This is a genomic window from Arthrobacter sp. TB 23, from assembly GCF_000294595.1.
Classification (GTDB): domain Bacteria; phylum Actinomycetota; class Actinomycetes; order Actinomycetales; family Micrococcaceae; genus Arthrobacter_D.
The window spans coordinates 25,019-38,893 of record NZ_ALPM01000051.1 but is presented as its reverse complement, the minus strand read 5'-3'; the positions used below and the strand labels follow the sequence as shown (position 1 = coordinate 38,893).

The window sequence follows — 13,875 nt, the reverse complement described above, 5'->3', positions numbered from 1 at the left end:
CCCGCCGTTCCGGTTAACTATGTGATCGCGAGGATGGCCGTGGCGATGTCATCGGCGTCCCGGAGCGTCCGGCTACCGGCAGCAGGCGACGTGTGAGCCTGGGCCGCAATTGCTGTCCCCCACTGGACCGAAGCGAGCTGCAAACCCACCACGTACAGGTGCTGGTGCGCGCGACCCGAGCCGTCAATTGCCCGGTAAGGGGGCAGCGTGACGTCCAGTCCCGGCGCGCTGACCGGCGCGCCGTCGGTCGCCATCATCATTTTGGGCCGGACCAGACCGTCGCCGAGTAGTTGGCGCAGCAGCGGGGACAGGGTGGTGGCGGCGCGGTTGGGCGGCATCATCGCGTCGACCAGGTAGCTCGCTGCTACCCCGGCACCCTCCACCCACGGTGACGACGCTTCAAATCGTTCGGTGTCGACGTCGACAACGAACTGGGGGTTGGGCCCGATGAACTGCACCACACCCGCTCGTGCCAGGGCAGCCAGTTGGGCGATCCTGATCGCTGGCGGACCGCTGGCCACGCCCTCCACCAGGGGTTCGAACCATCCCCTGAGCTCGGTCAGCCAGGCCTGATCGGTCAGCCCGCCGTCGGCGACCACCTGTTTGATCACAGTACGGCCAGCATTCATGGCGCCGATCGCCATCTTCAGCGGGCTATCTTCGCCCCTGAAGGACTCGGCAACATCGGCGTCGAGGTAGTCAAGCACCGCTTCCTGGTAATCCTGGGCGCTGGCGAACCTGCGCCCAGCGAACGGGTGGGACAGCCGCTCAACATCGAGGTGGTGAACGGGGGGCAGCTCGCTGGCGAGGACCGCGTCCAGCGCAGCAGTCCATTCCGGGCCGCTCACGGCGATAGCGGTGTGAACTCTCTCCAGGAATCCGTCCGGGTTGGCCACCAGGTCCGCGCCGGCCACCCGCACCAGGGTGGAGTAGTAGGCAGTCACCACGTCACGGTGCAGTAGCGGCCAGATATCGTGGTCGAAGCCAGGTGTGATTCCCTGGTCGGCGAACGTTTGCAGCGCCGGTAGCGTGCAATAGCGCAAGGTCACGCTGCGAGGGAGGTAACTATCCAGTTGTGCCTTCGCCCGGTACGGCACCCCTCGCCGGGAGGCAGCAATGATCTGCGGTTCGCTGCCGCTCGGTTGGTAGCTCAGTTTCCCACCCTCGTCGGGGGTGAACCGACCGCCGCGTCCTTCGGTCAGCTGGATCATGGCGTCGAAAAAGTTCAGGCCCAGGCCCCGGACCAGGACCGGCTTTTTGGCAGGCAGTTTTGCCCAGTTGATGTCGGCGGGGACGGCGGGCGGCCAGTATTTGAGGCTGTAGCGTGCGGCGCCGTCCCTTAGCGTCTCCTGTTCGGGGCTGAGCTGCGAGGGAACATGTCCCAGCGCCAGCACCACTGCGTCCGCTGCCAGCACCGAATCGTCGCCTAACCGGAGACGGTAACCGGGAGCCACCCGGGAGATTTCCCTTGCGTCGGTGGCGTGGTGGGTGATCGTGGCGCCGTCACCGCAACGGTCGACCAGCTGCTGATAGATCCACTCCAGATACCTGCCGTACAAGGCACGGCTGGGGAAACCGGAGCTTCCGAGGTCCGACAGCTCTTCGCGGTCGGCATTGGAAAGCGTGGGGACCGGGTCGGACGTCACCAGGACACGCCAGTCGTCAAACGAGTACCCCACGACTGACGGGACCAACCCATGGGTCGGAGCCCCTACGGGCACCACCGTGGGGAACAGCGACGGAGTGTTCATCAGGAAGAGTCGGGACTGGACCGGCCGCCAGACATGGCCCGGGCCGGGGCTTTCCGGGTCGATGACATGGATGTCGAGCTGTTGGCGTTGGTCGGGCGGATGGGCCTCCCACTGGGAAATAAGTCGTTCCAGCACCGAGGTGCCGCGGGGGCCAGCACCCACCACAGCTACCCGAAGACTCCGACCCATGCGCATTCGATAAGGGTATCCGCTGGGCCAGGACGGGAAGGAACCAGGCTGGCGGCGTCGAGGGCCCGGACCTGCGCGGCGGTGCCGGAATGGGTGCAGCGGAAAGGCGTGCATAGGATGGAAATATGACCTCCACCACAGACCAGCACTCCGGTCCGATCCCCGACCACGACGAGTTCCTCTGGCTCGAAGACATTTACGGTGAGTCACCCCTCCAGTGGGTTCACGCCGAGAACGCTGTTACCGAGCAAGAGCTCGTCACCGGCGACTTTCTGGACATGGAGCGCAGGGTCCTGGAGGTGCTCGACTCCACTGACCGGATCCCGATGGTTTCCAAACGGGGCGGGCACTACTACAACTTCTGGCGCGATGAAGAACACCCGAAGGGGCTGTGGCGGCGCACCGACTGGGACAGCTACAACTCCGCATCGCCTCAGTGGGAGGTGCTGCTGGACCTTGACCGGCTCAGCGCCGACGAAGGCGTCGAATGGGTGTGGGGCGGGGCGATGTCCCTCCGACCGGCCGACGGCGAGCCGTATCAGCGGGCCCTGATCGCTGTTTCCCCTGACGGTGGTGACGCCCGGCGGTTCCGCGAATTCGACGTCGTCTCCCGGACCTTCGTCGCCGATGGCTTCGACATTCCCGCAGCCAAAAGTCGGATCAGCTGGGCCGGGCCAGATGCACTGCATCTGGCCACCGACTTCGGGCCAGGGTCAATGACCACCAGTTCCTATCCGCGGACGGTGCGCACGCTACAGCGTGGGCAGTCCCTGGCTGACGCTGAGCTGTACTTCGACATCCCCGAGCACCACATGATGGCGGTGGTGATGAGGGATCAGACACCGGGCTTCGAGCGGGACATCGCCGTTGACACAATCGACTTCTACTCGAGCCGCACGCACCTTCGCAACAACGGCGAGTGGGTCCGACTGGATGTGCCCGACGATGTGAACGTTTCACTGCACCGGCAGTGGTTGATCCTGCGGCCGCGCACCGATTGGGAGGTGGACGGGACGGTGTTCGCCTCGGGGTCTCTGCTCGGCGTCGATCTTGACTCCTTCCTGGCCGGGGACCGATCGTTGACCGTCCTGTTCCAGCCCGACGCGCAGACGTCGTTGCAGTCCTGGAGCTGGACGCGGGACTATCTGCTGGTGAATCTGCTCAGTGACGTGTCCTCGGAGATTCGTGTCCTGAAACCCTCTGAACGTTGGCGGGCGGAGGTGCTTGATGCGTGCCCGCCCCTGCATTCGGTTGACGCCTTCGCCGTTGATGACGAGGACGACGTCGACGGGAATGACTACTGGCTGCTGGCCAGCGGGTTCCTGACCCCGACGACCCTGCTGCGCGGCACAGTGGGCGGCGCGCACGAACAGGTCAAGGCGACGCCGTCGTTCTTCAATGACAACGGGTTCACGGTTGAGCAGCACTTCGCGGTGTCCAAGGATGGGACCCGGGTCCCCTACTTTCAGGTCGCGTCGACGGAGCTGGCACTCGACGGGGGAAACCCCGCCCTCCTGTCCGGCTACGGCGGGTTTGAGCACGCGATGGTTCCCGCCTACTCGGGAGTGATCGGACGAGGATGGTTGGAGCGGACCACCGAAAGCGGCAGGCACGGGGTGTACGTGCTGGCGAACATCCGCGGGGGTGGTGAGTACGGGCCGGCCTGGCACCGGGCGGCCCTCCACGCCAACCGGCATCGGGCCTACGAGGATTTCGCGGCGATCGCCGAGGACCTGGTGGCACGCGGCGTCACTCGACCAGAGTTCCTCGGCTGCACCGGACGCAGTAACGGCGGTCTGCTGGTGGGGAACATGCTCACGCACTACCCACACCTGTTCGGGGCTATCTCCTGCGGTGTGCCGCTGCTGGACATGCGTCGTTACACGAAGCTGTCGGCGGGCTACTCCTGGATCGCCGAATACGGTGACCCCGATAAGCCCGAGGAGTGGGAGTACGTCCAGACCTTCTCCCCGTACCACCAGCTACGGTCGGGGGTCGACTATCCGCGCACCCTGATCTGGACGGCGACGAGCGATGACCGGGTTGGGCCGGTGCAGGCACGGAAAATGGCGGCCCGGATGAAGGCTCTGTCGATTGACAATGTGTGGTTCCACGAAGCGCTGGAGGGTGGCCATGCCGGCGCATCGGATAACCGGCAGGCGGCCCGCATGCACGTAATGTCGCAGGAGTTTTTGTGGAAGGCGCTGACCGGCGGCCTATAGCTGCCGGCGGTTTTGCTCTTGCCTGCGTCTTACAGGTAGCCTTGGGTGGCTAGTAATAGCCGCTGGAGACGTGCCAGAGCGGCCGAATGGGCTTCACTGCTAATGAAGTGTGGGCCTAAAGCCTACCGGGGGTTCAAATCCCCCCGTCTCCGCGTTTTTCAGAAAGCACCCCCGGCCTCGGTTGGGGGTGCTTTCTTTTGCCCGGGCCCCGTGCGGGAATGCCCCGGCCGGGTCAGCCCTGTGCTGGAGTGCCCCGGCGGGGTCAGGCCTTCAGGGCGAGGACAAACGGCAGCACTTCCTGGGCGCCGGCGTCCCGCAACGCCTTACCGGCAACGGTAATGGTCCACCGGCTGTCTGCAAGATCGTCCACGAGCAGGACCGGGCCCGGGTTCGCGGCAAACCAGTCTCGCCCCTCCTCGGGGACTGCGAAACGATCCCAGACTGCTGCAAGCCGGAATGCGCTGTTGCCGCCCGGAGCCCCGCTGGGCCAGCCGTGCGGTGTCTGCAGGGCACCGAGATACGGGATACGGCCCACCTTGGCGAGACTCTCGGCCAGCGACTGGACCAGCAACGGTCGACGACGCGACGGCACACTGACCACGGCCACGGGGCGCGTCTCCCAGCCCCACTGTGCTAGCACCGAGACGCAGGCTTCGAGGGCCAGCGGGCCCAGCGGCTGATCTTCGGCCGTGTCAGCCAGCAGTTCCCGCAGCCGACTGCCCCACCCTAGATCGGTCAGTCGGGCCAGCGCCCGGCCCTCCGCGTTGGCCTGGCCAGCCGGAATCCGTCCCTTGACCGGGACCGACAGCTTGTCCATCCCGCTGGGCCATTGACCCCGCGGGTCAAGTTCGACGCCCACCCTGCTGAGCGCCTTCTGGGCGCTGTCTGAGGCATCATGCGCCACTTCATCCGAGAACCACGCGCCCGCACAGTTGTCACACCGCCCACACGGCGCAGCTGTCGGATCATCGAGTGCTGCCGCAAGGTACTCCATCCGGCACTGTGTGGTGTTCTCATAGTCCAACATGGACTTCTGTTCGGCGATCCGCGCTTTGGCGATCCGCCCATACCGTTCGCTGTCGTAGACCCACTGCGCGCCGGTACTTTCCCAGCCGCCCTGCACCTTCCGGACCGCGCCGTCCACGTCAAGGACCTTCAACAGCAGTTCGAGAGGGGTGCGTTTAAGATTCACCCGGGCTTCCAAAGCCGGCGTGGAAAGGACCGCGCCGGGCTGCAGTGCCTCGAGCACCCGGGTTGCCTTCTCCTCCGATGGCATCGAGGACGTGGCGAAGTACTCCCAGATTTCGCGGTCCTCAGTGCCCGGCAGGAGCAGCACGTCGGCGTTGGGGGTGCCACGGCCCGCACGCCCCACCTGCTGGTAGTAGGCCACCGGTGATGAGGGCGCCCCCAGGTGGACCACGAATCCGAGGTCCGGCTTGTCGAACCCCATCCCCAGTGCGCTGGTCGCAATCAGGGCCTTGACCTCATTGTTCTTCAACGCGGCCTCAGCCGACTCCCGTTCGGCCGGGTCGGTCCGGCCGGTATACGCCAGGACCTGATGGCCGTTCGCCCGCAACAGGTGTGCCGTGTCCTCGGCGGCCGAAACGGTCAGTGCATAGATGATCCCGCTGCCCGGGAGGTCATCAAGGTGGGTCAACAGCCACGCGAGGCGAGACCGGGGGCTCGGTAGCCGGAGGACTCCCAGCCTCAGAGAATCGCGGGCAAGCTTGCCTCGCAGGGTGAATACTTCGGTGCCGTCAGTCCCCAGCTGTTCCTCGACGTCGCTGACTACCCTCGAGTTGGCGGTCGCCGTCGTCGCCAGAACTGGCACACCCGCCGGCAATTGGGTGATCAGGTCACGCAACCTGCGGTAGTCGGGGCGGAAATCATGCCCCCAGTCGGAGATGCAGTGTGCCTCGTCGATGACCAGGAGCCCGGTGCGTCGGATCAATTCGGGCAGGTGGCGTTCCCGGAACGCCGGGTTATTCAGCCGCTCCGGTGACACCAGAAGAACGTCGACCGAGTTGTTGTCGAGTTTGTCGGTGATCTCCTGCCAGTCCGTCTGGTTGGCCGAGTTGATCGCTTCAGCACGCACCCCGGCACGCGCCGCAGCCGCGACCTGGTCCCGCATCAGCGCGAGCAGTGGGGACACAATCAATGTTGGTCCCGCCCCCCGGGCGCGCAGGAGCAGGCTCGCGACGAAGTAGACGGCCGACTTCCCCCACCCCGTGCGCTGGACCACGAGGGCCCTGCGGCCACCGTCCACCAGGGCCTCGATCGCCTCGAACTGGCCGTCGTGGAACTCGGCGTCCTCTCGTCCAACGAGGGTCCGCAGAATAACCGCTGCCTGATCATGAAGTGTGGTGGTGTCGACCATGAGCCTAGTATCGCAGTCCCCGCTGACAGCCGTGCCTGCGGGGACTGCGGTTGTGGGAAACCCCGTTGACCTGGCCTCCACAGCCCTTGTCCGGAGGGAGCCAGCGGTTAGACTCTGTCCGTGACTAAATCCTTTGATCTTTCAGCGTCCTTCAAGGCCTATGACGTGCGCGGCATCGTCGGAGAGAGCATCACCTCCGAAATTGTCGAGGCGGTAGGCGCTGCGTTCGTTGACGTACTCGATCTCGCTGGCGCCACTGTCCTGGTTGGCGGCGATATGCGGCCGTCCTCACCGGAGTTCAGTAACGCCTTCGCAAAGGGCGCCACCCGGCGCGGAGCCGACGTCGTCCTCCTCGACCTCATTTCGACCGACGAGCTCTATTACGCCAGTGGCACCCTCGACGCTGCGGGAGTCACCTTTACCGCCAGCCATAATCCGGCTGAGTACAACGGGATGAAGATGTGCCGTCCCGGCGCAGTACCCGTCTCCTCCGAGACGGGGCTGGTAGAGATTCAGGCTCTCGCCGAGCGATACCTGAACACCGGTGACATCCCCGCGGCGGCACGAACCGGCACCATCGGGGTCCGCGACGTGCTTCGCGGGTACGCCGAATACCTGCGCTCCCTCGTGGATCTGTCAGGATCGCGCCCGCTGAAGGTGGTCGTCGACGCCGGCAACGGCATGGGCGGGCTGACCACTCCCGCCGTCCTGGGCGATACGCTGCTTCCGAACCTCCCCCTCGACATCGTCCCCCTGTACTTCGAGCTCGACGGGTCGTTCCCAAACCACCCGGCCAACCCACTGGAACCGGCGAACCTCCTGGACCTGCAGGCAGCAGTGCTCAGCAATCAGGCGGACATCGGGATTGCGTTCGACGGCGACGCCGACCGCTGCTTCGTCATTGACGAACTTGGGAATCCGGTGTCGCCGAGTGCCGTCACCGCGATGGTGGCACGCCGAGAAATAGTGCGCGCCCAGGCCGCCGGCGTGAGCGCCCCGGTCGTCATCCATAACCTCATTACGTCCCGGGCCGTGCCCGAGCTGATCGAACGGCTGGGTGGACGGCCGGTCCGCACCCGGGTGGGACACTCGTTCATCAAGGCAGTGATGGCCGAGGAGGGCGCCGTTTTCGGCGGAGAGCACTCAGCCCACTACTACTTCAAGGACTTCTGGAACGCTGATACCGGGATGTTGGCTGCCATGCATGTCCTCGCGGCGCTGGGCGAGCAGCCCGGCCCCCTCTCCGACCTCGGCCGCGAGTACGAGCCGTACTTTTCCTCCGGCGAGATCAACTCGCGCCTGGATGACGTCCCGTCCGCTGTTGCCCGCGTCCGCGAGGAGTTTGGCAACGACGGTGTCACCGTTGACGAGCTCGACGGGCTCACCTTCACGGCTGATGACGGGTCCTGGTGGTTCAACCTCCGCGCCTCGAACACGGAGCCTTACCTGCGCCTGAATGCCGAAGCGATCGACCCGCAGATTCTCGGGACCCTGACCGACGAGGTCTTGGGGCAGGTCCGGCAGTAGAAGGGCCTACCGGGCGATCGTGTCCGGGACGTTAAGGCCAGCGTGCACCGACCCGTTGATCCACTGACGCACGACCTCATTGAATAGAGGAGGGTCCTCGACATTCCAGACATGGTGCATTCCCGGGACAACCGCAGCCACGCCGTGGGGAACGGTCCGGGCGATCACCTTCAGCGCATCGCATATGGCCCGGGTTTCCTTGCCGCCGGCGAGCGCCAGCAGCCGCCCGCGGTACTCAACCAACCCGGGCGGCAGGCCGCCTGCGAACACTTCACCCAGCATCCGATGAGCGTTGGCGCTCTGCATCCTCAGGCCGTGTTCCACAAAAACGCCATAGCTATCCGCCGGGAGCCTGAAAGCCCGCGCCTGCAACTGCCAGAACCATTTATAGTCCCAACATCGAAGCTGCACTCGGGCCAGGGCGCCCGTGACGCCGTCGACGCCGAGAGCTGGCACCCCACTGACCAGCGAGCTGGTTACCAGGCGTGGGTGCCTCGCCAATAGACGGAGCGCCACGACACCTCCAAGGGAAAGCCCCACCAGATGCACTGGGCCGTCGGCTTTTGTCCTGATCAACTCAGCCACCTCGTCCGCAGCGTGATCCAGGCTTATCCACCGCTCGCCAGTTCGGGCGCCGAAGCCGGGGAGGTCCGGGGTGATGACCTGATAGTCATTGAACGCTTCGACTTGAGGTTGCCACATCCAGTTCGCGACGTTCCCGCCATGCAGAAAAACGACTGACGCGGAGGCGTTGCCTCGCGCCGGGTGGAGGACTGGGAACTGGAGCGCCGTCATGGCAAATCCTTTTCGACTTCGTCCAGCCATTCCAGCTCGGCGCGGACATGACTGATACCGTTCCGGAGCGTTGCGAATCTCATGTACTCTGCCCGGGTCTGTGGGGCACCCTCGCCTGGTGCTAGCTGAGCCAACAACTCATTCAGCAAGGACTCCGCGGTCATTCTGCGTTGCGCAGTCAACGCAAGAATCTCGCTTCGCTGAAGCGTGCCCGAAAAAAAGATCCGGGCCAGAAAGGGGTCCCGTTCCCGGTGGGCGTCGGGTGCAGATACGAGCCACTCGCCGAGGGTGGCTCTACCGGCCTCGGTGATGTGGTGCTCCTGACGGTCCGGCAGGCCAATCTGCCGCACGATCTTCACCTCAGCAAGGCCGTCGGTGACCAGCCTGCTCAGGGTGCGGTAGATCTGCGCTTTGTCGGCAGACCAGAAATGGTTGACACTCGTGTCAAATCGTTTTTTTAGGTCATAGCCCGTCATTGGGGCAACGGCGAGCAGGCCCAGAATGACGTGAGAAAGGATCATACCAAAGTAGACCATGCACCTAGTCGACTTGTCTACTAGGTGCATGGTCTACCAAAGTTAGACCCCGAATCGCTCCTTGAGGCCCTTCAGCTGATCCTCCAGCTCGGACGGCAGTGACTCCCCAAACCGCGAGTACCACTCCTCGATACCCTGCAGCTCGGCCGCCCACTCCTCGGGATCCACCCGCACCGCGGCGTCCACCTCTTCTGGCGTCATATCCAGGCCCGTGAGGTCAAGTGATGCGCCGGTCGGCACATAGCCAATGGGCGTCTCGACGGCATCGGCGGTACCCTCGAGCCGTTCGATCACCCATTTCATCACCCGCGAATTCTCGCCGAAGCCCGGCCAGGCGAAGCCTCCGTCGGCGGTCCGCCGGAACCAGTTCACCAGGAAGATTTTCGGCAGTCGCTCCTGATCTGCCTTACTGCTCAGGGTGATCCAGTGGCGTAGGTAGTCACCGGCGTCGTACCCGATAAACGGAAGCATCGCCATCGGATCGCGGCGAACTCGACCCACCTCGCCAGCGGCGGCGGCCGTCGTCTCGGACGACAGGGTTGACCCCATAAAGATTCCGTTGGCCCAGTCGCGCGACTGGGTAACCAGCGGCACCGTGGTTTTCCTGCGGCCGCCAAACAGGATGGCCGAGATCTCGACGCCATTGGGGTCGTTGAACTCGTCGGCAAGCATGTCGATCTGGTCGATCGGCGTGCAGAACCGCGCATTCGGGTGGGCCGCCGTCTTGTCCGACGACGGCGTCCAGTCGTTCCCCTGCCAGTCGGTCAGGTGCTCGGGCACCTCAGCGGTCATTCCTTCCCACCAGACTCCGCCATCGTCAGTCAGCGCAACGTTGGTGAAGACTGAATTACCCTTGGCGATGGCGCGCATCGCGTTCGGATTGGTCAGCCAGCCCGTACCCGGTGCCACACCGAACAATCCGGCTTCGGGGTTGATCGCACGCAGCTCACCCTCATCACCGAACCGCATCCAGGTGATGTCATCGCCCAGCGTCTCGACCTTCCACCCTTCGATAGTTGGGTCGAGCAGGGCGAGGTTGGTCTTACCGCAGGCCGAGGGGAACGCTGCGGAGACGTAGTAGGTCTTGTTCTCCGGTGACGTGAGCTTGAGGATGAGCATGTGCTCAGCCAGCCAGCCCTCATCACGGGCCATCACCGAGGCGATCCGCAGGGCATAGCACTTCTTGCCCAGCAGGGCGTTGCCGCCGTAACCGGATCCAAACGACCAGATTGAGCGCTCTTCCGGGAAATGGACAATCCACTTTTCCGAGTTGCAGGGCCAGGGAACGTCAGCCTCACCATCGGCGAGGGGCGCACCCAGGGAGTGCAGCGCCGGCACGTACTCGGCGTTGAGCTCGGTCATCCGCTCCAGCACCTCGGTGCCGATGTTCGCCATGATGCGCATCGAGGTGACTACGTAAGCGCTATCAGTGATTTCAACGCCGAATTTGGGATTCACCGCATCGAGGTGACCCATTACAAAAGGGATCACGTACATGGTGCGCCCGCGCATCGATCCGGTGAAGAGGCCTCGCAGCTTCTCCTTCATCTGACTGGGGTCCATCCAGTTATTGGTGAACCCAGCGTCGCGCTCGTTTTCGGAGCAGATGAAGGTCTGCTCCTCCACACGAGCCACATCCGCGGGGTCCGAAAAGGCCGCAAACGAGTTGGGGAACGTTTCAGGGTTAAGCCGACGCAGGGTTCCGGCGTCCACCAGCTCGTCGGTCAGCGCCTTGTTTTCGGCCTCGGAACCGTCGACCCAATACACCCGGTCAGGCTGAACCATGTCGGCAACCTCCTGCACCCACGCGACTAAAGCTGGGTGTGTGGTCGGTGCCGGGGTTTGCAACCCGCCGACGTGCACTACGGGCATGCCGCTCTGATCGGTTGCCTTCAGGTTCTTGTCTTCAACCAGTTGGCGCAAAGGATCGCCCATAACATGTCCCTTCGTTGGGTGGGTGGTGTAACGATGCTATGGTCCATGTCACTCCCAGCCCTTGCACCATCAACGGGCTCGGGATGGGGTTTGCGACGGTATTTCCCTAGAATCCACGGTGCTGAGATGCTGTCAATACCCCGCAATGTGATTAAGGTCACGTAGACCGGTCTAGTCCGAGCGGTCGCGCATGTCGCGGTGACTGGCCCAAAAGCTTCTACCTTCCCCCCGAATTAGGCGTAACTCAGCAATAGCTGTAAAGTTATCCAAGGCCAAGAACGGCGTGACTGACGCAGGAATGCGTTGAACATATCGCCGAAGTTGACCAGATTGCGTGCGTAGCTCAATGGATAGAGCACCTGACTACGGATCAGGAGGTTGGGGGTTCGAGTCCCTTCGCGCGCACAGTGCTTCACCAGCAAAAAAGAAAACGCCCCTGGCTTCGGCCGGGGGTGTTTTCTTTTGCCCAGGCTTTTGCGTGCCGGCTTTTGGATAACTGCCAGGCAAAGGTTGCCCCGGCGCACCGGCAGTGAAAAGCTCAAGGCATGAACGACTCCAGGGATTTTGACGTAATTGTGATCGGTGCTGGCGCTGTCGGCGAGAATGTGGCTGATCGCGTGGTGCGGGCGGGACTCTCAGCGGCGCTGGTCGAGGCTGAGTTGGTCGGCGGCGAATGCTCCTACTGGGCCTGCATGCCGTCCAAGGCCTTACTGCGCCCCGGCACGGCGCTAAAGGCCGCCTCGGCGGTGGCCGGCTCCCGGGAAGCAGTCACCGGCCCCCTCGACACAGGGCAGGTGCTGGATCGTCGCACCAAATTCACATCCAACTGGGACGATTCGTCGCAGGCCGACTGGGTGAAGGACAGCGGAATCACCCTGGTCCGCGGCACAGCACGCCTCACGGGTGAGCGTTCGGTCGAGGTGCATCACGACGACGACGTCACCCCCCTGACCGCCCGGGTTGCAGTGGTATTGGCGACCGGCTCCACGCCCACCATCCCACCGGTCGACGGTCTGGACACGGTTGAGTTCTGGGGAACCCGCGAAGCCACCTCGACACCCCGGATCCCCACGTCCCTCGCCGTCCTTGGTGGCGGTGTCGCTGGCACCGAACTGGCACAAGCCTTCGCCCGGCTCGGCTCGGCGGTGACGATTATTGCCCGCAGCGGCCTCCTCTCTAATTACCCCGCCCCGGCCAGCAAACTGGTGCGTCTGGGGCTCGAGAGTGACGGTATCGACATCAGGACTGACACTGCAACCGAATCGGTGAGGCAGCAGGACAACGGCTCGGTGACCGTACACCTTGAAGGTGGCGAGACAGTGACCGCCGAGAAGCTACTGGTATCCACCGGTCGGTCCCCTGCCCTGGCCGGCCTCGGCCTGGAGGATTTCGGTCTTGACCCGAAGAAGCTCGTCATCGACCCTTCGGGCCGGGTACAGGGGGTCGACTGGCTGTATGCCGTCGGCGACGCCGCGGGCAAGGTCCTGCTGACCCACCAGGGTAAATACGAGGCAAGGATCACCGGTTCGGCGATCGCCGCCCGTGCGGCTGGCACCCTCAAGGACGCCGTCGAGGACTGGAGCGCCTACGCCGCCTCCGCTGATCAGTACGCCGTCCCGCAGGTGGTCTTCACGGACCCCGAAATTGCGATGGCGGGGCGAACCCTGGAGCAGGCGCAGGACGCGGGCCTCAACGTCAGCGAGACATCGCTGGAGATTGCGGTGGCCGGGTCCGCGCTCCACGCCGACAACTATCAGGGGTGGGCGCAGATGGTGGTGGACGAGGATCGTAAAGTCCTGGTCGGGATGACCTTCGCCGGACCGGACGTCGCTGAATTACTGCATGCCGCGACCATTGCGATCGCTGGGGAAGTCCCACTGGACCGGTTGTGGCACGCTGTGCCGGCCTACCCGACCATCAGCGAAGTCTGGCTACGCCTGCTGGAGAAGTACGGCCTCTAGGCCCGCTGCACCACGAAGTTGGTCATCACGGCGTCCCGGCCATCCAGCTCCGCCCAGCGTCGGTCGTGCTGCAGGACTGACAGGCCCGACGTCGGGTAGTGGGTCGCCATGTCCATCACCGCTTCCTCGTCCGAATCCACCGAGGCCAGCCGCATGGCGAGTTCCTGGACTCCGGGCAGATGGCTGATCACCAGAAGGCTGGTGACCGTCTCGGGAACGTGGTTGATCAACGCCAGGATCGCTGCCGCAGACGCCGAGTATAGCCGGTCCTCAAGTTTGGGGGTCGGCGCCTTATCACCGAGCTCCTTACAGACCCAGGTGCAGGTCTGCCGCGTGCGCAGGGCGGACGAGCACAGAATAAGGTCCGGGACGGAGTCGTTTTCCACCATCCAGAGCCCGGGTAACGGTGCATCACGGTGCCCGCGGGTGCTGAGCGGACGCTCAAAGTCTTCGACGTTGCGGGGCCAGTCCGATTTGGCGTGCCGCAGCAGCATGAGCCGTTTGAGGTGGTGAGATGCCATGGCCTGAAGTCTATGGTGTTTCCCCGCCAGGGTGACGCACCTCGGATCGCCACTTCCAGGG

The 13,875-nt window shown here is 64.2% G+C and carries 9 protein-coding genes and 2 tRNA genes; 5 read left to right on the top strand and 6 right to left on the bottom strand.

Going from position 1 to position 13,875, the window contains the following annotated elements:
* Window positions 1-17: 17 nt before the first annotated feature.
* Window positions 18-1,946 (bottom strand): FAD/NAD(P)-binding protein, encoded by a 1,929-nt coding sequence (locus B384_RS0106680; RefSeq protein WP_026041016.1) that lies wholly within the window; start codon window positions 1,944-1,946, stop codon window positions 18-20.
* A gap of 119 nt (window positions 1,947-2,065) precedes the next feature.
* Here B384_RS0106680 and B384_RS0106675 point away from each other — a divergent pair, with 119 nt between their 5' ends.
* Window positions 2,066-4,162 carry a prolyl oligopeptidase family serine peptidase gene (locus B384_RS0106675; RefSeq protein ID WP_019482346.1) on the top strand — a complete coding sequence of 699 codons (2,097 nt, stop codon included), beginning with the start codon at window positions 2,066-2,068 and terminating at the stop codon, window positions 4,160-4,162.
* 64 nt (window positions 4,163-4,226) lie between these two features.
* Window positions 4,227-4,314 (top strand) — tRNA-Ser (locus tag B384_RS0106670).
* A gap of 110 nt (window positions 4,315-4,424) precedes the next feature.
* Here the strand turns inward: B384_RS0106670 and B384_RS0106665 are convergent.
* Window positions 4,425-6,539, bottom strand: coding sequence for a RecQ family ATP-dependent DNA helicase (locus B384_RS0106665; protein WP_019482345.1), 2,115 nt, complete (start codon window positions 6,537-6,539; stop codon window positions 4,425-4,427).
* 120 nt (window positions 6,540-6,659) lie between these two features.
* Between B384_RS0106665 and B384_RS0106660 the strand changes: the two genes are divergently transcribed.
* Complete coding sequence (locus B384_RS0106660; RefSeq protein WP_019482344.1) at window positions 6,660-8,066, top strand: phosphomannomutase/phosphoglucomutase; 1,407 nt, start codon at window positions 6,660-6,662, stop codon at window positions 8,064-8,066.
* 6 nt (window positions 8,067-8,072) lie between these two features.
* On the opposite strand, the gene B384_RS18030 is transcribed toward B384_RS0106660, so the two are convergent.
* Genes B384_RS18030 through B384_RS0106645 form a run of 3 tightly spaced genes read right to left on the bottom strand, consistent with a single transcriptional unit; the run spans window position 8,073 to window position 11,269 of the window.
* Complete coding sequence (locus tag B384_RS18030) at window positions 8,073-8,861, bottom strand: alpha/beta fold hydrolase (RefSeq protein WP_019482343.1); 789 nt, start codon at window positions 8,859-8,861, stop codon at window positions 8,073-8,075.
* Entirely contained in the window at window positions 8,858-9,397 is a 540-nt protein-coding gene (locus B384_RS0106650; protein ID WP_019482342.1) for a PadR family transcriptional regulator, read from the bottom strand. The genes B384_RS18030 and B384_RS0106650 overlap by 4 nt, the downstream gene beginning before the upstream one ends.
* A gap of 42 nt (window positions 9,398-9,439) precedes the next feature.
* Window positions 9,440-11,269, bottom strand: a complete 1,830-nt coding sequence (locus B384_RS0106645) for a phosphoenolpyruvate carboxykinase (GTP) (protein ID WP_083850859.1) — start codon at window positions 11,267-11,269, stop codon at window positions 9,440-9,442.
* Window positions 11,270-11,664: 395 nt separating this feature from the next.
* Here B384_RS0106645 and B384_RS0106640 point away from each other — a divergent pair.
* Window positions 11,665-11,737, top strand: a tRNA-Arg gene (locus B384_RS0106640).
* Between the two features lie 140 nt (window positions 11,738-11,877).
* Window positions 11,878-13,293, top strand: a complete 1,416-nt coding sequence (locus B384_RS0106635; protein WP_019482340.1) for a dihydrolipoyl dehydrogenase family protein — start codon at window positions 11,878-11,880, stop codon at window positions 13,291-13,293.
* Here B384_RS0106635 and B384_RS0106630 read toward each other — a convergent pair.
* On the bottom strand, window positions 13,290-13,814 hold the full coding sequence (locus tag B384_RS0106630; RefSeq protein WP_019482339.1) for a SixA phosphatase family protein: 525 nt from the start codon (window positions 13,812-13,814) through the stop codon (window positions 13,290-13,292). The two genes, B384_RS0106635 and B384_RS0106630, sit on opposite strands and share 4 nt — an antisense overlap.
* Between the last annotated feature and the right edge of the window lie 61 nt (window positions 13,815-13,875).